Source organism: Flavobacterium sp. ARAG 55.4 (genome assembly GCF_051846875.1).
GTDB classification, from domain to species: domain Bacteria; phylum Bacteroidota; class Bacteroidia; order Flavobacteriales; family Flavobacteriaceae; genus Flavobacterium; species Flavobacterium plantiphilum.
Window position 1 is genome coordinate 150,554 of the sequence record NZ_JBPYCT010000003.1, and the last position, 18,601, is coordinate 169,154.

18 protein-coding genes are annotated in these 18,601 nt (G+C 33.2%); 8 read left to right on the forward strand and 10 right to left on the reverse strand.

The features are described from left to right. Positions 1-56 precede the first annotated feature (56 nt). Entirely contained in the window at positions 57-758 is a 702-nt protein-coding gene (locus ACSV4D_RS04645; RefSeq protein WP_408081408.1) for a DUF2971 domain-containing protein, read from the forward strand. On the opposite strand, the gene ACSV4D_RS04650 is transcribed toward ACSV4D_RS04645, so the two are convergent. The 3 genes from ACSV4D_RS04650 to ACSV4D_RS04660 form a co-directional block, all read right to left on the reverse strand. Then, a complete protein-coding gene (locus ACSV4D_RS04650) occupies positions 751-1,470 on the reverse strand; it encodes a hypothetical protein (RefSeq protein WP_439227479.1) in 720 nt (239 codons plus the stop codon). The genes ACSV4D_RS04645 and ACSV4D_RS04650 overlap by 8 nt on opposite strands. A 117-nt stretch (positions 1,471-1,587) precedes the next feature. Then, positions 1,588-4,056, reverse strand: coding sequence for a TonB-dependent receptor (locus ACSV4D_RS04655; RefSeq protein ID WP_439227324.1), 2,469 nt, complete (start codon positions 4,054-4,056; stop codon positions 1,588-1,590). Between the two features lie 12 nt (positions 4,057-4,068). Continuing rightward, positions 4,069-5,763, reverse strand: coding sequence for a M23 family metallopeptidase (locus ACSV4D_RS04660; protein ID WP_439227325.1), 1,695 nt, complete (start codon positions 5,761-5,763; stop codon positions 4,069-4,071). Between the two features lie 177 nt (positions 5,764-5,940). Between ACSV4D_RS04660 and ACSV4D_RS04665 the strand changes: the two genes are divergently transcribed. The 3 genes from ACSV4D_RS04665 (at position 5,941) to rny (ending at position 8,302) form a co-directional block, all read left to right on the forward strand. After that, the gene (locus ACSV4D_RS04665) at positions 5,941-6,231 is read left to right on the forward strand and encodes a hypothetical protein (protein ID WP_408081404.1); all 291 of its coding nucleotides are present in this window, start codon (positions 5,941-5,943) and stop codon (positions 6,229-6,231) included. An 8-nt stretch (positions 6,232-6,239) separates the two neighbouring features. Next, positions 6,240-6,527: a cell division protein ZapA gene (locus ACSV4D_RS04670; RefSeq protein WP_035660797.1), complete on the forward strand. Its 288-nt coding sequence runs from the start codon at positions 6,240-6,242 to the stop codon at positions 6,525-6,527. Between the two features lie 212 nt (positions 6,528-6,739). Then, positions 6,740-8,302: a ribonuclease Y gene (gene rny / locus ACSV4D_RS04675; RefSeq protein WP_408081403.1), complete on the forward strand. Its 1,563-nt coding sequence runs from the start codon at positions 6,740-6,742 to the stop codon at positions 8,300-8,302. Positions 8,303-8,388: 86 nt separating this feature from the next. On the opposite strand, the gene xerD is transcribed toward rny, so the two are convergent. The 3 genes from xerD to ACSV4D_RS04690 all read right to left on the reverse strand — a co-directional run bounded on the left by xerD (position 8,389) and on the right by ACSV4D_RS04690 (position 10,623). After that, positions 8,389-9,291, reverse strand: coding sequence for a site-specific tyrosine recombinase XerD (gene xerD, locus ACSV4D_RS04680; protein ID WP_439227326.1), 903 nt, complete (start codon positions 9,289-9,291; stop codon positions 8,389-8,391). 77 nt (positions 9,292-9,368) lie between these two features. Continuing rightward, positions 9,369-9,842 (reverse strand): hypothetical protein, encoded by a 474-nt coding sequence (locus tag ACSV4D_RS04685; RefSeq protein WP_439227327.1) that lies wholly within the window; start codon positions 9,840-9,842, stop codon positions 9,369-9,371. A 184-nt stretch (positions 9,843-10,026) separates the two neighbouring features. Beyond that, positions 10,027-10,623, reverse strand: a complete 597-nt coding sequence (locus tag ACSV4D_RS04690; RefSeq protein WP_439227328.1) for a porin family protein — start codon at positions 10,621-10,623, stop codon at positions 10,027-10,029. Between the two features lie 325 nt (positions 10,624-10,948). On the opposite strand from ACSV4D_RS04690, the gene ACSV4D_RS04695 reads away from it, so the two are divergent. Next, on the forward strand, positions 10,949-11,500 hold the full coding sequence (locus tag ACSV4D_RS04695) for a porin family protein (RefSeq protein WP_439227329.1): 552 nt from the start codon (positions 10,949-10,951) through the stop codon (positions 11,498-11,500). 80 nt (positions 11,501-11,580) lie between these two features. Continuing rightward, the gene (locus ACSV4D_RS04700) at positions 11,581-11,994 is read left to right on the forward strand and encodes a type II 3-dehydroquinate dehydratase (RefSeq protein ID WP_408081398.1); all 414 of its coding nucleotides are present in this window, start codon (positions 11,581-11,583) and stop codon (positions 11,992-11,994) included. A 65-nt stretch (positions 11,995-12,059) separates the two neighbouring features. Here ACSV4D_RS04700 and ACSV4D_RS04705 read toward each other — a convergent pair whose 3' ends face one another. The 4 genes from ACSV4D_RS04705 to ACSV4D_RS04720 form a co-directional block, all read right to left on the reverse strand. Continuing rightward, the gene (locus ACSV4D_RS04705; protein WP_439227331.1) at positions 12,060-12,932 is read right to left on the reverse strand and encodes a cation diffusion facilitator family transporter; all 873 of its coding nucleotides are present in this window, start codon (positions 12,930-12,932) and stop codon (positions 12,060-12,062) included. A gap of 10 nt (positions 12,933-12,942) precedes the next feature. Beyond that, positions 12,943-14,259, reverse strand: coding sequence for a UDP-N-acetylglucosamine 1-carboxyvinyltransferase (murA, locus tag ACSV4D_RS04710; protein WP_439227332.1), 1,317 nt, complete (start codon positions 14,257-14,259; stop codon positions 12,943-12,945). A 97-nt stretch (positions 14,260-14,356) separates the two neighbouring features. After that, entirely contained in the window at positions 14,357-15,094 is a 738-nt protein-coding gene (locus ACSV4D_RS04715; protein ID WP_439227333.1) for a DUF4290 domain-containing protein, read from the reverse strand. A 56-nt stretch (positions 15,095-15,150) separates the two neighbouring features. Continuing rightward, complete coding sequence (locus ACSV4D_RS04720; protein WP_408081394.1) at positions 15,151-15,435, reverse strand: DUF493 family protein; 285 nt, start codon at positions 15,433-15,435, stop codon at positions 15,151-15,153. A gap of 220 nt (positions 15,436-15,655) precedes the next feature. Here ACSV4D_RS04720 and ACSV4D_RS04725 point away from each other — a divergent pair, with 220 nt between their 5' ends. Together ACSV4D_RS04725 and fmt are read left to right on the forward strand one after the other, a co-directional pair. Further along, positions 15,656-17,548 (forward strand): RecQ family ATP-dependent DNA helicase, encoded by a 1,893-nt coding sequence (locus ACSV4D_RS04725; RefSeq protein ID WP_439227334.1) that lies wholly within the window; start codon positions 15,656-15,658, stop codon positions 17,546-17,548. Beyond that, positions 17,548-18,495, forward strand: coding sequence for a methionyl-tRNA formyltransferase (gene fmt / locus ACSV4D_RS04730; protein WP_439227335.1), 948 nt, complete (start codon positions 17,548-17,550; stop codon positions 18,493-18,495). The genes ACSV4D_RS04725 and fmt overlap by 1 nt, the downstream gene beginning before the upstream one ends. Positions 18,496-18,601: the final 106 nt, after the last annotated feature.

Consider the following 18,601-nt stretch of genomic DNA (forward strand, 5'->3'; position numbering starts at 1 on the left):
TTTGAGGTTCTAAAACAAATAACAACTTTTACAGCACTAAAACATAAGTTTATAAAATGTATCACAACAACCTAAATATCAAACTTCCGGAAGATACAAATACTGTGGTTTGGAAATATTTAGATTTGTCAAAATTTTTAGATTTACTAATTTCTAAAAAGTTGTTTATGTCGCGATCAGACAAATTTGAAGATCAGTATGAAGGTACTTTTAGCGAGCCTACTTATGAAGAAATCAAGAAATTAGCCATTGACAATCCTGATTTTATAAACAACTATAAAATACACCGGGAAAAAGTAGCCATCAGCAGCTGGCACATCAATGAATACGAATCGTTTGCTATGTGGCAAATATTTACTCAAAACAGTGAAGGACTCGCTATTCAGTCTACTATCGGGCGATTACAAAAAGCGCTTAACCCTGAAAACAACTTTAAGCAGTATATAGGCGAAGTAAATTATATTGATTATAAAAAAGAATACATTCCATTTGACGACTTGTTTTTCCCTTTTTTGTTTAAAAGAAAAAGTTTTCAATATGAGCGCGAAGTACGAATTATAAGTGATGTTACCGACAGCAACACGACGCTAAATGACGGATTAAAAATAAATATTGACATCAGCCAATTAATTGAAAAAATCTACATTCATCCCAAATCAGAAAACTGGTATAAGAATCTTGTAATTCAATTAGTGAAAGAATTAGGTTTTGATTTTACAATTGAAAAATCAGATCTGGAAAGCGATATCCTTATATAGGATCATAACTTCTGGCTTCCCAGTTTGCATCTAAAAGGTTAATGTAGTTGTAATGTACCACATCATTTTTATCAAACTGACCATTTTTATTAGTATCCTCAACAGTTCTGTAATACAAACGATTAGTTGATTCTATTAAACTCCAGTCAATTAATTCTTCAAAATTAGCTGAAATTTTTGTAAAATGTTCACCGCTGATATCACTCAGATACAATGCTTTGATATCACTGGTATCTAATTTACCATCTCTGTTGGTATCCAGATCATACATAGTATAAACCAGGATTTGTTTTTTAGTCTTATCAGCAATAGCTTTTAAATAAGTAGCAGTTAAAATCAAAGCAGGCTTATCGGTCAGAGTATGTATTGAGTCTGAATCTGTTTTCTGAAATTTTAAATTTTGTAAATAGCCTGTTACTTCATCATCTCCTAAGTTAGAAATCGTAAAACTTAAATCTATTACACTCGAAGAACCATATCTGGCTTTAGTTCCTCGCTCATAAACTCTTAAATCCCCTACAGGATGAATTAAATACTGCGTGCCTTCCATCTGAATAGGCAAATCAGCAATCGAAATCTGACTTGAATCTACTTTAGCAACAGACTTATCATTAGTCGTATTATATATCACTTTTGGTTTTTCTACTTCTTTTTTACAACTTACTAAAAGCAAAACGGCAATATTCATTATGGCTATAGACACTGTTTTCATACGAATGTGATATTTAAATATTTTCAAATGTAATGATTTTTAAAAACGGTTTAGGTTTTTTAAACTTAATTTATGACTTAATTTAATGAAATAAAAACTTCCAAAAGCAACTATTTATTACAATTTAGCATTCAGTTTCACATTAAATATTCTTGTAGTCATATAATTAGGAACAGCATATTCATTTTTAGAATACACATCCCTTACCCATGTATTTGTAATCGCATTTTGATTATTAAACAAATTAAATATTTCTAAACCTATGGCCAGCTCTTTAAAACTCCCTAGCCAGCTCTTTTTTATTTTTTTCGAATTTGCATCAATTAACACCTTAGAAAAACCAATATCAACTCTGCGATAATCATTTAACCTGTTTTGATAATTGTATGCATCTGCATAAGAAGGAGATCCTCCGGGCAAACCGGTATTGTAAACTAAATTTAAATACAATTTCATCCCCGGAATAGCAGGCATATAATCCTGAAACAGGACACCAAATTTCAATCGCTGATCGGTAGGTCTGGCAATATAACCTCTGTCAGCACTATTTTCTTCTGTTTTAAGATACCCAAAACTAAACCAGGATTCTGTTCCGGGAACAAATTCGCCATTCAATCTTAAATCTAATCCTTGCGCATAAGCTTTAGCGTCATTTGTCGCAGCATAACGGATTCTGACATTCTCTATCGTATAAGTATTAACATCAGTTAGCGCTTTATAATACAATTCAGAAACCAACTTAAACGGGCGTTGCCACATTTTAAAATTATATTCATTTCCTATAACTACCTGAACCGATTGTTGTGCTTTTACATTATCCTGAACTGCTCCGGAAGCATCTCTTAATTCCCTGTAAAAAGGAGGCTGATAATAATACCCTCCCGAAATTCTAAAAGTCATATCTTTCTCCCAATCCGGTTTTACTGCTAACTGTGCTCTGGGACTAAAAACAGTTTGAGAATTTCCCGAAGAATTCGTTCCGGAAACACTCCAATTTTGCATTCTTATTCCGGCTGTATACCAAAGCTGAGCCTTTTCTAAATTCGATTTTGCATTCCACTGCAAATAAGCAGAAAACCTATTAATCGTATTATAGTTAGTAGCAAAAACACTTTGATAAGGTGCCAATGGTCCGGTAAAAGAAGTATCTGGCTGGTCTTCTCTGGAAAAGTCCAGAATGGGCGGATTAATTGAAAATCCTGCCGAATCGATTACTTCCCATTCTGCTATTCTATCCCTGATAGATTCCCGCGTATATTTAAGTCCAAATTCTAAATTATTGTCTTTCCAGTTATATAAACCCTTGATTTCAGTATTAATAATTAAAGCATCGAGGTCGTTTCTTGCATGATTCAACTGAGTACCAATGCCATTTATATAAGAAACACCTTCATAAGTATCCCCTCCAATAGTAGTTTCATTGTCTTCTAATCGATATTGTGCCAGAATATCAAAATATTCTTGTTCTAAAGTATGAAAAACAGAAGTAATGAACTTGAATTTTAATTTATCAGAAAACTGATAAGTACTTTTTAAAGCACCAAAATAAGTATTGTATTTATCTCTTTCCTGTCCTTCATAATACACTGTAAGCATCATCGGCTTATCAATAGTACCAAATCTGGTTCTCCGTAGTAAAGGCTGATAATCGTATTTATTTTGCGAAATATTCCCTAAAAAATTCCATTGCCATTTATCTGACGCTTTGTAATTTATATTTGTCTGAACATCAATAAAAGAAGGCGTGTAATTTGTTTCTGTATCCTGACTATTGACTAAAAGACTGTTGTTTCTATAGCGAAAACCGGTAACTGAACTCCATTTTTTATTCTTTGAAACGGCATCAACAGCGAGGTTTCCTCCAAGTAAACTTGCCTCTAAAGTGGCGGCAAATCGTGTTGGTTTTCTATACGTAATATCTAAAACTGAAGACAATTTATCACCATATCCAGCCTGAAATCCACCTGCAGAAAAAGTAATATTCTGTACCAGATCAGTATTGGTAAAACTCAAACCTTCCTGTTGTCCGGAACGAATTAAAAAAGGACGATAAATTTCAATTTCATTGACATACACTAAATTTTCATCATAGTTCCCTCCTCTTACCGAATATTGTGTACTCAGTTCATTATTAGAATTTACTCCTGCCAGTGTTTTCAACACATTTTCAACTCCGGGATTAGCTCCTGGAATTTTCTTTATTAAAGTTCCGGGAATAGTTACAATTCCATCTATCTGACTTTTTTTGTCTTTTGATACCACAATCTCCCCTATTTGCTCCTCATTTTCTTTCATTATTAAGTTCAATTCGTAATCTGAAGCACTTTTTAACAGCAGGGAAATGCTCGTTTTTTTATAGGTTACATGGCTAAATAATAAATTTATTTTTTTATTTACAGGAACTTTAATCACATAATTTCCTTTTATACCGGACTGGGTTGTATGCCCCGAAAACGAAATATTCACATTATTCACAGGTCGGTTTTCAGTATCAACTATTGTCCCCTTCACTTTTACCAGCTGTGCAAAAGAGGAAAAACTAATCCAAAACAGAATAAAAACACCACTTAATTTATTGCTATTCAAAGTATCGCAGTATTATTTTTGACTTCTAAAAAAATGAGACTCAAAAGTTGTTGAATTTCCCACTTGATCCGTTACAATCACTTTTAAATCATTAGCGCCTTCTGCCACAAGTGTATCATCAAAATAATGGGTAATTTTTCTGGTTTTATAATCGTACTCAAATAAAATCCAAGTTCCGTTTAAATAACCATTATAAGATTTTATTCCCGAACCTGAATCACTTATAGAAAGCTGAATAGTTTTCTCATTACTTAACCAGCGACCTTCAATTGATCTGGCAATACTTATTACTGGTGGCGTAGTATCTATTCCTAAAGTGTATTTTCCTAAAGAACGTACTTTAGCACTATAAACATTTCCTTTTACGGTAGTTGAATTATACCCTAATCTGCCGTTTGAACTCAAATCAGCGATATATACTTTATTTTTCTGATCAGCTGAATACTGATCACTTTCTATAGCAATTTCAAAACTGGAGTGTACCGGAACCGAATCATCATGAAGAGTCAAAACGTTTCCGTTTACTGCAAAATCCATTGCAAAATCATCATAAAAAGTTCCTGCAGGAAAAGTAACTGTCATGTTGTTTTTAGAAAAAATATTATCTGTTTTAGCTTTTACAAAATAATTAGAATTATTTGCTTCCTGTTCCACTACAGGACTGGAAGAATCAAAACCAATCGGAATATTTATAATAGTAGTATTTCCAAAAAAATCAGCTACCTCAATGCGATACACTAAATTAATATTAGGAGATACTTTTACAATTCCATTATCCGCATCGGTTTTAATAATACTTAAATTAAAAGGAGTATTCATAAACAGTTTCTGAACTCTTTGATACGATTTTTTATAACGTGAATAATCAATTAAAGCATTAATATAGCGCATTTCATCAAACGAATAAGTATCAAATTGATACCCAAAAACCGCTTTCCCATTAAGATAAGATTGCACTTTGTATACTCCGTTTCTATTAGATGAATTATTATTATAATCATCAGCAGTGATTCCAAATCCAATTTTCCCATTAGATAGCACTTTACTCGCTAAATAAGTTCCGTCTTTTTGCAAATTCACATTCAGCAGTAGTGGACGCTTGGATTTATTAACTGTTGCTCCGTCTAAAGGATAGACATAAAGCGCCGAAATTATAGGTTTTTTAGTGTCATTAATTTTTTTATCAAGACCAAAGAACATTGGATTAATAATTTTTTCTGTTTTGGTATCTCTAAATTCAAAATGCAAATGAGGACCTCCTGACGAACCGCTATTTCCGGAAAGAGCAATAAGTTGTCCTTTTTTAACCACTAACTCATTAGCTTTCGGAAACATTTCCACCTCAAAGGACTGTTCCTTATATTGTGCTTTTTTTATATAATCCGCAATTGCACCGGTAGCAGTCTGTAAATGACAATAAACAGTGGTAAAACCATTAGGATGATTGATGTAAATAGCTTTCCCGTTACCAAATGGTGAAATTTTAATACGCGAAACATACCCATCCGCAGCAGCATGTACTTCTAAACCTTCTTTTTGCAAAGTTCTGAAATCAAAACCCGCATGAAAATGATTCGATCTTAATTCTCCAAAATTCCCTGATAATTGTATCGGAATGTCTAATGGAGCCTGAAAATAATCTCTGGGATATGTATTCTGAGCTATCACTGCCCTAGAAATCAATAGAAAGAAGATAAATAATCTCATATATGTCGTTTTTGCTAAGATAAAAAAAGTAATTAGGAATACTTTACAAAAAAAGTTTTTTTGTAACCATTTACAATACAACATTTTGATTATTATTTAATAAAAAAAGCGATAAAATATTGTAATAATAAAAACTAATACTAAATTTGTAATATTAAGTAATGAACAGGATTAATTATGAGTGTAATTGCAGAAATAATTGATACTCTTGAAAATAAAGTTGAAAAACTTATTCTAAAATTAAAAAAATTAGAAAAAAATAATCAGGATTTAACTATCGAATTAAATAAAGCTGCTCAGGTCATACAATCGCAATCACAGGAAATTGAAGCCTTAAAAGCACAGTATGAAACACTTAAAATTGCCAATTCATTATTAGGCAGTGACGAAAACAAAAGAGATACGAAGCTTAAAATAAATTCATTAATTCGGGAAATTGATTACTGTATCGCACAGTTATCAGATTAGTATAAACAATGGACGAAAAGCTTAAAATTAAAATATCAATTGCAGACCGGGTTTATCCGCTAACAGTAGATCCCAGTCAAGAAGAAGGACTCAGAAGTGCTTCTAAAAAAATTGATACAATGATAAAGCAATTTGAAGAAAATTATGCTGTTCGCGACAAACAGGACGTTTTAGCTATGTGTGCTTTGCAATTTGCATCGCAGGTAGAGCAAAAACAGATTGACAATGCTATTAATGGAGACGAAACCATTGACAGAATTCAGAAAATTAATGCACTTTTAGACGAAAATCTCTAAAAAATACGTTCTTTAACAACTAAGATACTGCCTACATTAGTTCACAATTTGGTAAACTCAACACTAACAATTTAGAATGAGCGAATCATCGTTACTATAGCAAGCCAATTCAGTTTGGAAGCTTGAACAGCGAGTTAGCTCAAAACTTGTCTTTACGAGTTTATACAAACAACTAATGTAGGCTTTTTTTATATATAAATTTTTAAACAAACATGGACATATTAACGATTATTATTTCGGGAATTATAGGTATTGCAGTAGGTTTTACCATCGCTAAAATCATAGAAAAAAGCAACATTTCTAACCTTATCAAAAACGCTAAAAAAGAAGCTGCTTCTATCTTAAAAGACGCCAATCTCGAGGCTGAAAACATAAAGAAAGACAAAATTCTTCAGGCAAAAGAAAAATTTATCGAATTAAAATCGGAACACGAACAAGTGATTTTGGCTCGTGACAAAAAAGTAGCCGAAGTTGAAAAAAGAACCAGAGATAAAGAATCTCAAATTTCTAATGAATTATCGAAAGCTAAAAAAATAAACGACGATTTCGAGAAAAAAACTGCCGAATTTGAGGCAAAAATTGAAGTTTTAGACAAAAAACAAGCCGAAGTAGACAGACTACATAAAAGCCAGTTACAACAGCTTGAAGTCATTTCAGGACTTTCTGCCGAAGAAGCAAAAGAACAATTAGTAGAAGGCTTAAAAGCTGAAGCTAAAAGCAAAGCTATGTCTCATATTCAGGACACTATTGAAGAGGCTAAACTTACTGCACAGCAGGAAGCGAAGAAAATTATTATCAACACCATTCAACGTGTTGGAACAGAGGAAGCAGTTGAAAATTGCGTTTCTGTATTCAACATTGAATCTGATGATGTTAAAGGAAGAATCATCGGTCGTGAAGGAAGAAACATCAGAGCTCTTGAAGCCGCTACCGGGGTTGAAATCATTGTTGACGATACACCTGAAGCGATTATTCTTTCCTGTTTCGATCCGGTTCGCAGAGAAATTGCCCGTTTATCATTACATAAATTAGTAACTGACGGACGTATTCACCCGGCACGTATTGAAGAAGTAGTTGCTAAAACAGCCAAACAAATTGATGACGAAATCATCGAAGTAGGTAAGCGTACGGTTATCGACTTAGGAATTCACGGCTTACACCCGGAGTTAATCAAAGTGGTTGGGCGTATGAAATACCGTTCTTCTTATGGTCAAAACTTATTACAACACTCTCGTGAAGTTTCAAAACTTTGTGGATTGATGGCTGCCGAATTAGGATTGAATGTCAAACTGGCTAAAAGAGCCGGTTTATTACACGATATTGGAAAAGTACCGGATACTGAAAGTGATCTACCTCACGCCTTATTAGGAATGCAATGGGCTGAGAAATATGGCGAAAAAGAAGAAGTTTGTAATGCCATTGGTGCGCACCACGACGAGATTGAAATGAAATCTTTATTATCTCCGATTATTCAGGTGTGTGATGCTATTTCAGGAGCAAGACCGGGAGCCAGAAGACAGGTTTTAGATTCTTACATCCAACGTCTAAAAGATTTGGAAGAAGTAGCTTATGGATTTAACGGTGTTAAAAATGCTTATGCTATCCAGGCAGGTAGAGAATTACGTGTGATTGTAGAAAGTGAAAAAGTTTCTGATGACAATGCCGCTACTCTGTCTTTTGAAATCTCTCAAAAAATCCAAACAGAAATGACATACCCAGGTCAGGTAAAAGTGACTGTAATCAGAGAAACCAGAGCTGTAAATATTGCTAAATAATTACTCAAAATTCTAAATATTAAAAATTCCAAATTCCAACTATGATGATGGGATTTGGTTTTTTTTTTTACAATCCATTTTAGAATTTACTTCGTTTTCCTTGGATGAAAATTATTAATTACTTCGGTTAAAAAGGTTCTGTCCAAGTGTAAATAGATTTCAGTTGTCGTTATAGATTCATGCCCAAGCATCAACTGAATAGAGCGTAAATCGGCACCATTTTCCAGCAAATGTGTAGCAAAAGAATGCCTGAAAGTATGCGGACTTATTTTCTTTTTCAGACCAATTTCAGACGCCAGATTTTTTATAATAGTAAAAACCATAGCCCGGGTTAGCTGCCCTCCTCTTCGATTTAAAAATAACGTATCCGTAAACTCTTTTTTAACAGGAACCTCAGTCCTTACATTATCTTTATAAATGAGAATGTATTTTTGTGTCTGATTAGCAATGGGTACAAACCTATCTTTATTTCCCTTTCCTGTTACTTTGATAAAGCCTTCGTCAAAAAACAAATCGGAAATTTTAAGAGCAACTAATTCTGAGACCCGAAGTCCACAGCTATACAAAGTTTCTAACATTGCTTTGTTACGTTCCCCTTCATTAGTACTCAAATCAATTGCTGCTATTAACGCATCAATTTCCTCAACCGCTAAGGTATCCGGTAACTTACGCATTGTTTTAGGTGACTCAATCAATTCCATTGGATTATCTTTTCTATAATCTTCAAAAATCAAATAACTAAAAAAGCTTTTTAATCCCGAAATAATTCGAGCCTGAGAACGGGCATTCACCTGACCGGAAATCGTATAAATGAACTGCTGAATTGTTTCTTCGTTGATTTTTAAAGGAGAAACTTCTATTTTATTATCTGAAAGAAACAGACACAATCGTTCCATATCAAAAGAATAGTTTGTAATTGTATTCTTTGATAAGCCTCTTTCTATTTTAAGATAAGATTGAAAACTTTTAATATAAAAATCCCAGTTCATATTACAAATTAACAACATTTATAAGCATAAAAAAACCCCTTCTTTTCAGAAGAGGTTTTGATTAGACAGTTTCTTGTTTACAATTTAAAGTTAACTCCTAAATTGACAGAAGAAGCAGTTACACCATCAAGAGCAATTCCTTTATAGGCAACATATAATCCCGTATTACCCATTTGGTAACCAAATTTAGGCTGGTACAAAAATCCGCTATCAACTCCGTCAGGATTTACACCTATTCCATACCCTAAATCTACTCCTAAGAACCAGTTATTCGTTAAAGTAAATTGCGCAGTAGCTGCTACAGGGATAAAACCAACTGCATCCACACCATCTTTACCTAAATAAGAAGTATAACCAGTAGTTATACCAGCATCTAAACCTTCAGCTACACTCCAGGTATAAGCCAAATCTGCTCCTAGATTTACAGAACTACCATCTTTAATGTCTCCAGTAGGTAATCCTACATGAGCTCCTAATTTGAAAGCTCCACTTTGCGCATTTGCAAATCCAAAAGCAAATACAGCCGCTGCTGTTAAAATGATTTTTTTCATAGTTTACAATTGTTAAATTAGTAATTTATCAGATTAAAATTAACAAAACATCAAAAACCAAAACTAAATCCTACTAAAAACTTATCAACAATACTATTAACAACATTTTAACAAGAAAAACATAAGGCAAAAAAAAGACCATTCTTTCGAACGGTCTTTATAATAATATATTCTAAAAATTTGTTTAGAATTTGTATCCAACAGCTAAAGAAAAACCAGAAGTCTTTAATTTAGAATCTTCTCCTAAGAAATCTTCCTTAGTAATACCTGTTAAACCAATATTATATCTAAAATCAACTGCTACATTCTCAGTTAATTCATATCCTAATCCAAAATTCAAACCAAAATTAACCGTTTCCAAATCATCTTTAATATCTTCTGAATCTCCTTCAAATTTAGCTTTAGCACCAACTAAAAAACCAATTTGTGGCCCTACTTGCAAACTAATTTTTTCAGATGCAAAATATTTAGCCATTACCGGTACATTAATATACGACAAATTAAAATCTACATCTCCTTCCGCAGCCATAGTATTACTTTCATATGAAAACAAAACTTCAGGTTGAACCGCAAATTTATTAGCTACTTTAATTTCTGCAAATCCACCAGCTAAAAAACCAACATTTCCATTAAACTTAATTGTGATATCATCTCCTCCTTCAAAATTAGTTGCTCTTAAACTTGAAAGATTACCACCAACTTTCAAACCAAATTTAGTTTCCTGAGCATTGGTGATTCCAAATGCGAATACTGCCAAAGCAGACAAAATAATTTTTTTCATTTTTAATATATGTTAAATTTTCCGTGCAAAACTAAATATTTTCTACAAAACAACATAATTTATTGTTAAAAATATAGTAAATTAAAAACATCAGCAATATACTGTTCACTTAAATAATTTGTGCATCAATACCATACACCTATTTTATCGCTAAAAATATGGTGTTTTTATTAAAAAACACATAAATATTAATAATATTTTACTTTCTTTGTTTACAAAGAAAAATTAAAAAATGAAACATTAATTAAGAATTATATAATATCTGAAGAGTTATAGAGTTATATATTGCACACTCAAATCGATTATAAATATTAAATTACATTTTATGAAAAAATTAATCTTAGTCGCAATTATGTTGTTAAGCATAACGACTGCATTACAGGCTCAATCCATCCGTTTTGGTATCAAAGGTGGTGCGAATTTTGCAAATCAATATGGAGATGATTTTCCTGACGTTAGTAAAGAAGGAATCACAAGTTACCATGCCGGTCTGGTTTCAGAAATTAAATTATTTGACAGTTTTGCTATTCAGCCGGAGCTTTTGTATTCTACACAAGGAGCCACGTATAAAAATGCTGTAGATGAATTTAAAAATGAATTAGGGTACCTTTCTATTCCGGTATTAGCTAAATTTTACCTAAGTGAAAGTTTGAGCTTAGAAGTAGGACCACAAGCTTCTTTCCTGTTAAGCGAAAGAAATGATTTTGACGTAGAAAATGCAAAAACTTTTGAATTTGCTGTTGCAGGTGGTCTGGGACTTAATATCACAAAAAATTTATTTATTCAGGCACGATATGGTCTTGGTTTAACCGAAGTTTCCAAGGAAGCTGATATTAAAAATTCAACATTTCAATTATCTGCCGGAATTATGTTCTAAAAAAAATAAAAAAACACACTAAAAACCGTCTCGTTATTTTTTTAACGAAACGGTTTTTTTATTTTTACAAAAAGATAAAAATGAAAATTAGCATTATAAACGGACCTAATCTCAACTTGTTAGGAAAACGCGAACCAGAAATCTACGGAAGTTTAACTTTTGAAGAGTATTTTGAAGACATAAAAATGAAATTCCCTTCAGTTGAATTTACGTATTACCAAAGTAATATTGAAGGAGAACTCATTGACAAAATACAGGAATTTGGTTTTTCATATGATGGAATTATTTTGAATGCAGGAGCCTATACCCATACTTCTGTGGGCATTGGTGACGCTGTTAAAGGAATTACCACTCCGGTTGTTGAAGTACATATTTCAAACACATTTTCAAGAGAAAGCTTTAGACATCAGTCTTATATTTCCGGAAATGCCAAAGGTGTTGTATTAGGTTTTGGCTTAAAAAGCTATGATTTAGCGATACAATCTTTTCTTTAACAAGGAAAAATTATAAAAAAACGAGCCGATTAAAAGATAATCGGCTCGTTTTTTTTATAATAAATTCATTCATCATCAGGCTCTATATGAATTAACACATGACCTAATTCAGGAATTTCTTTTCGTAATGTATCTTTCAGTTTATGGGCTAACTGATGTCCCTGTTTAACCGTAATTTCTGCATTTACAACAGCATGCAAATCCACATGATATTTCATGCCGGATTTGCGTATAAAACACTTTTCAGTATCTGTTATTCCTTCTACCCTGACGGCTACAGCTCTAATATGCCGGATTAAATCATCATAAAGATGTTCGTCCATAATTTCACTCAAAGCAGGTCTGAATATTAAATAGCTGTTATAAAGAATAAAGCAGGATGCAAAAAGAGCCGCCCAGTCGTCAGCCGATTCATAACCTTTACCAAGAACCAAAGCAATTGTAATTCCTATGAAAGCTGCAACTGAAGTTATTGCATCACTCCTGTGGTGCCACGCATCGGCTTTTAAAGAAGAACTATTGGTTTCTATACTCCGTTTCATTACCAGTTGAAAAGAATACTCTTTCCAGATGATTATTGCTCCCAGTACAATAAGTGTCCATGATTTAGGCAGATCATGAGGGGTCTGTATATTCTTAATACTTTCATAAGCTATAACTGTTGCAGAAGTAATTAAAAAACCAACTACCAGAAAAGTAATTAAAGGTTCGGCTCTACCGTGACCGTAAGGGTGGTTTTCATCAGCAGGCCTATTGGAATATTTGATACCAAATAAAACTAAAAGAGAAGCAAAAATATCGGTTGTAGATTCAATTGCGTCAGCAATCAAGGCATAAGAATTGCCAAAAAAACCTGCTAAACCTTTAATAATGGCTAAGCAGGTATTTCCTATAATGCTAAAGTAAGTGGCTTTTATGGCTTGCTGTGCTTTACTCATTTAGTGGTATTTATTCAACACGAACAATTTTAGCTCCAATAGCTCTTAATCGCTCATCTATACGCTCATAACCGCGGTCAATTTGCTCGATATTCTGTATTGTACTTGTTCCTTTTGCAGAAAGCGCAGCAATAAGTAAAGAGATTCCTGCACGAATATCTGGAGAAGACATCGTTGTTGCTTTAAGAGTTGATTTAAAATCATGTCCTATTACCACCGCTCTATGCGGATCACATAACATGATTTTTGCTCCCATATCGATTAGTTTGTCTACGAAAAACAGACGGCTTTCAAACATTTTCTGATGAATCAGCACATCTCCTTTTGCCTGAGTAGCCACCACTAAAACAATACTTAATAAATCCGGTGTAAATCCTGGCCAGGGTGCATCGGCAATAGTTAAAATAGAGCCGTCAATATCTGTTTTTACTTCATATCCGTTTTCGTGTGTAGGGATATAAATATCATCGCCACGACGTTCTAAAGTGATTCCTAATTTTCTGAAAGTATTTGGAATCAGCCCTAAATTATCCCAGCTTACATTTTTTATAGTAAGCTCACTTCTGGTCATTGCAGCAAGACCAATCCAGGAACCTATTTCAATCATATCCGGAAGAATGCGATGCTCACAACCACCTAAACGTTCTACTCCTTCAATAGTTAATAAATTAGAACCTACACCTGTAATCTTAGCTCCCATAGAATTTAACATTTTGCAAAGCTGTTGCAAATAAGGTTCGCAGGCAGCATTGTAAATTGTAGTCGTTCCTTTTGCTAAAACGGCAGCCATAACAATATTAGCAGTTCCTGTTACTGAAGCTTCATCAAGCAACATATCAGTTCCTTGTAAACCGCCTTCCGGAGATTCCACTCCATAAAAATGGTCTTCTCTGTTGTAACGAAATTTAGCCCCCAGATTTATAAAACCTTCAAAATGTGTATCTAATCTTCTTCTGCCTATTTTATCTCCTCCCGGTTTTGGAATATATCCTTTACCAAAACGGGCCAAAAGTGGACCAACAATCATGATAGAACCTCTTAAAGCACCACCTTCTTTTTTGAAAGCTTCAGTTTCAAGATATCCTGTATTTACTTCATCTGATTGAAAAGTATAAGAACCGTGTGCTAATTTTTCAATTTTAACACCCAGATTTCCTAAAAGTGTAATCAGTTTATTGATATCTATAATATCGGGAATATTGTTAATTGTAACTTTTTCAGCAGTTAAAAGTACAGCACATAAAATCTGTAAAGCTTCATTTTTAGCTCCTTGCGGAGTAATTTCTCCTTTTAAACGGATTCCTCCTTCAATTTTAAAAATTCCCATATTATTATTTTAAGATTCTAAGTCACTAAAATTATAAGGTTCTAAGCTTTTTTGATTTTAAAACATCAATTGCTCAAAAATTAGCCATTTAGCAACTTTATTGATTTTTTTGATTGTTTTTAGTATTGTTATTTTTAGAAAACTGCTTGGACTTTGTTCCTTTCATGTTTTTATTACTTTGAATTTTAGGTTGTCCCGGAGCAGAAATCTTGTTGGACATTCTTTTATTGGTACGCAACAAATCACTTGTATTGATAAGCTCTTCTGAACTTTGCAACAGATTTAATTTTCCGCCTGAAAGCTCATATAAGTGTTCAAAAATCACATCGTCCTTTACTGTATCCTTGTTCCAGCTTAAGTAGGATTTTTTCATATGATTAGCAATTACTTTTACCAATGCGCTTTTCATTTCTCCCTCTTCCCATTTGTTGGCAACATCAATCATATATTTGATGTTGTTTCCGTAATAGCGGTACTTGGGGAAATTTTGAGGATATTTTAAAACATCCGGTTTTAATTGCAGGACTTCACGCGAAGGGATAGGATACGGAGAGTCTACATCTAATTTAAAATCGGACATGATAAAAAGCTGATCCCATAATTTATGCTGAAAATCAGGCACATCACGCAAATGGGGATTTAAGGTTCCCATAACCTGAATGATATATTTTGCAGCTTTATTTCTTGTTTCGGCATCTTCTATTTCAGTTGCCTGATCTATTAGTTTTTGTAAATGACGTCCGTATTCAGGAATAATCAAATGCGATCTTTCGGCATTATATTCTAAATGATGAACTACATCATTCGCATTTTCTTTTATATATTTCTGATTCATATTTGTTTTTTTGGAAGCTTTAACAAAAACACTTTGTCTGAATTGCTTTTTTTAAATTATAACGAAATAATTCCTTCGATAGTAGAGACTTCGATATACTTATCAATAATTGCCTGAGGATTTTCCATCTGAACGTCAACGGAAACACTGGTAAATTTACCGGTTTTAGACTGGGTTGTTTTTATAACCGCACCTAAACCATCAAAAGCAAGTTCTACCTGTTTAATTTTATCATTATCAGTAGGAACAATAAATTTAAACAAATATATCGCCGGCCAGGTATTGCTTTTTTCTAATTCGCCTTTTAATCTATCGAAAAATTCTTCGGTTTTCTTATCCATTTTGTCTTTAAAAATAAAAGCAAATATACGGTTTCAATTCTAAAATAAGAATTCTGGAATATGAAATTTAGCAAAATCATATTTTGATTCGCCACATTTTTTAAAATCTAAATTAGTTTGAGTAAGTTTGTTGTAAATACAGCTTTTTTTTTCGAATTTAAAATTCATTTCACAAAATCATTCGTTGTACAAAAAACCGAATTAACTTTTCCTCAATTGCATGTCTGAAGCTTTACAAATTCTAAAAAAATACTGGAATCACGATCATTTCAGAGAACCGCAGGAAGAGATCATTAAAGCTGTTTTAAACGGTCAGGATACATTTGCACTCATGCCCACCGGTGGCGGAAAATCAGTATGTTTCCAAATTCCGGCGCTGATGCAAAAAGGAATCTGTTTAGTAATTTCCCCTCTTGTTGCTTTAATGAAAGATCAGGTTGCCAACTTACAAAAACGCAATATCAAAGCCCTTGCACTCACGGGAGGCATAAAATCAGACGAATTAATTGATTTACTGGATAATTGTCAGTTTGGCAATTATAAATTTCTTTATTTATCACCCGAACGCTTACAATCGGATTGGATTTTAGACCGGATAAAAACCCTTCCAATCAATCTGATTGCTATTGATGAAGCGCATTGTGTTTCGCAATGGGGACATGATTTTCGTCCTGCTTATCTAAAAATATCTAATTTAAAAACATATTTCCCCAAAGTCCCTTTTCTGGCTTTAACCGCCACAGCAACATCCAGAGTAAAAAATGATATTATCACCGAATTAGGATTACTAAATCCACACTGTTTTGAAAAATCTTTCGAAAGAAAAAACATTGCTTATATGGTTTTTGAAATTGAGGACAAACTGTTTAGAATACAACAAATTCTAAGCAAAAATCCACAACCTTCCATAATATATGTACGAAACCGAAAAGCTTGTTTAGACACTGCCGCCCAACTGAATTCACTTGGATTTAAAGCAACTTATTATCATGGCGGACTTTCGACCAAAGAAAAAGAAAAAAACATGAAGCTGTGGATGGAAGAAGATGTTCAGGTTATGATTGCTACAAATGCTTTTGGGATGGGAATTGACAAAGCCAATGTAAAAACGGTAATCCATATTCAACTGCCTGAAAATATTGAAAATTATTATCAGGAAGCTGGCCGGGCGGGAAGAAACGGCGAAAAAGCATTTGCTGTTTTACTTACCAGTCCTTCGGATATTGTTCAGGCCGAGAATCAGTTTATATACATTCTTCCTGATAAAAAGTTTCTGTTGGAGGTTTTTATCAAAATTTGCAATTATTTCCAAATTGCCTATGGCGAAGGTATTAATGAACAATATTCTTTTAATTTAAATCGGTTTTGTGTACGCTATAAATTTCCTGTTTTAAAAACATACAACGCTATTCAATTTTTAGACCGGCAGGGAATCATTAGTCTGTCACAGGAATTTTCAGAAAAAATAAGTCTGCAATTTGTCATTCCCTCCAAAGAAGTTATACGATATACAAGTTTGAATCCCCAGGACGAAGAAATCATCTTAACTATCATAAGAAGCTATCCGGGAATTTATGACATTCAGACTAATTTCAATCTGCCGTTAATTGCCCGGAAGTCTAAACACACTGAAATGGAAGTACAAACCGTTTTAGAAAAATTAAAAGAAAAAGGAATTATTGATTATCATTCTAAAAACAATGACACTACATTAATTTTTAATGAAATTCGAGAAGACGAAAGAACAATAAACCGGGTAGCAAAATATTTAAAATATCAAAACCAACTCAAAAAAGAGCAACTGGAGTCAGTTTTAAATTATACAAGGGAAAATGCTATTTGCAAAAGCAAATTAATCTTAAGCTATTTTGGAGAAGAAAAAAGCAGTAATTGCGGAATATGCTCTTATTGTATCAGTCAAAAAACAAGTACAGACAGTAAAATTCCATTATCAGATCAAATCTTAGTATTATTAAAAACAGCCGATTTAAGTTCAAGAGAAATTCAGATTAAGTTAAATAATCCCTCTGACGATGTTATCTTTGCAATTCAGGAATTATTAGAAAACAACACTATTCAAATTCTGACTAATAACAAATACAGCATAAAATAATGGAAAAATTACGAATCGTTTTCATGGGAACACCTGACTTTGCAGTGGGAATCCTGGATACTATTTTAAAAAATAACTTCGAAATTGCGGGAGTGATCACCGCAGCAGATAAACCTGCAGGCCGCGGACAAAAAATAAAATACTCTGCCGTAAAAGAATATGCTTTAGCCCATAATTTACATTTACTACAACCTGTAAACCTAAAAGACGAATCTTTTCTGGCAGAATTAAAAGCGCTTAATGCCAATTTACAAATAGTAGTTGCCTTTAGAATGCTGCCAAAAGTAGTCTGGGAAATGCCGGCTTTAGGCACATTTAACCTTCACGCTTCCCTACTGCCTAATTATCGCGGTGCTGCACCTATTAACTGGGCGATTATCAACGGAGAAACTAATACAGGGGTTACCACTTTTTTTATTGATGATAAAATAGATACCGGCGCAATGATTCTAAGCAAAGAAACTGCAATTGATTCCAATGAAAATGCAGGACAGCTTCATGACCGTTTAATGAACCTGGGAAGCGATACCGTAATTAAAACATTAGAATTAATTCAAAACGGATCAGTTAGTACCACTATACAAACCGATGATTCTAATATAAAAACGGCTTACAAACTCAACAAAGAAAATTGCAAAATAGACTGGACAAAACCCGCACTAACAATTCATAACCTCATTAGAGGTCTGAGTCCTTATCCAGCTTCCTGGTGTATTTTTTCAGATAAAAATCAGGAATGGAATGTAAAAATATACGAATCCGAAATAATTTATGAAAATCATGATTATAATCCGGGAAAAATAATCAGCTCCAAAAAAGAATTAAAAATTGCGGTAAAAGACGGTTTTATTCAATTATTAAGTTTACAATTTCCAGGCAAAAAGAAGATGACGACATCCGAACTACTCAACGGAATTACTTTTTCGGAAGAAGCAAAAGCATCTTAAGCCAATAAAAACGGGCAATAAACTGCAAAAACAATTCAAAAACAACAAGGTTATGAACAAAAAAAACAAGTTATCAACAAAATACCGTAAAATCCTTAAAAACACT

Bases quoted from the DNA above. Each gene is read 5' to 3' on its own strand.
- ACSV4D_RS04645 (WP_408081408.1), top strand. From the start codon at position 57: ATGTATCACAACAACCTAAATATCAAACTTCCGGAAGATACAAATACT.
- ACSV4D_RS04690 (WP_439227328.1), bottom strand. From the start codon at position 10,623: ATGAAAAAAATTATTTTGTCTGCTTTGGCAGTATTCGCATTTGGAATC.
- ACSV4D_RS04670 (WP_035660797.1), top strand. From the start codon at position 6,240: ATGGACGAAAAGCTTAAAATTAAAATATCAATTGCAGACCGGGTTTAT.
- ACSV4D_RS04660 (WP_439227325.1), bottom strand. From the start codon at position 5,763: ATGAGATTATTTATCTTCTTTCTATTGATTTCTAGGGCAGTGATAGCT.
- ACSV4D_RS04650 (WP_439227479.1), bottom strand. From the start codon at position 1,470: ATGAAAACAGTGTCTATAGCCATAATGAATATTGCCGTTTTGCTTTTA.
- ACSV4D_RS04665 (WP_408081404.1), top strand. From the start codon at position 5,941: ATGAGTGTAATTGCAGAAATAATTGATACTCTTGAAAATAAAGTTGAA.
- ACSV4D_RS04685 (WP_439227327.1), bottom strand. From the start codon at position 9,842: ATGAAAAAAATCATTTTAACAGCAGCGGCTGTATTTGCTTTTGGATTT.
- murA (WP_439227332.1), bottom strand. From the start codon at position 14,259: ATGGGAATTTTTAAAATTGAAGGAGGAATCCGTTTAAAAGGAGAAATT.
- fmt (WP_439227335.1), top strand. From the start codon at position 17,548: ATGGAAAAATTACGAATCGTTTTCATGGGAACACCTGACTTTGCAGTG.
- ACSV4D_RS04720 (WP_408081394.1), bottom strand. From the start codon at position 15,435: ATGGATAAGAAAACCGAAGAATTTTTCGATAGATTAAAAGGCGAATTA.
- rny (WP_408081403.1), top strand. From the start codon at position 6,740: ATGGACATATTAACGATTATTATTTCGGGAATTATAGGTATTGCAGTA.
- ACSV4D_RS04715 (WP_439227333.1), bottom strand. From the start codon at position 15,094: ATGAATCAGAAATATATAAAAGAAAATGCGAATGATGTAGTTCATCAT.
- xerD (WP_439227326.1), bottom strand. From the start codon at position 9,291: ATGAACTGGGATTTTTATATTAAAAGTTTTCAATCTTATCTTAAAATA.
- ACSV4D_RS04695 (WP_439227329.1), top strand. From the start codon at position 10,949: ATGAAAAAATTAATCTTAGTCGCAATTATGTTGTTAAGCATAACGACT.
- ACSV4D_RS04705 (WP_439227331.1), bottom strand. From the start codon at position 12,932: ATGAGTAAAGCACAGCAAGCCATAAAAGCCACTTACTTTAGCATTATA.
- ACSV4D_RS04700 (WP_408081398.1), top strand. From the start codon at position 11,581: ATGAAAATTAGCATTATAAACGGACCTAATCTCAACTTGTTAGGAAAA.
- ACSV4D_RS04725 (WP_439227334.1), top strand. From the start codon at position 15,656: ATGTCTGAAGCTTTACAAATTCTAAAAAAATACTGGAATCACGATCAT.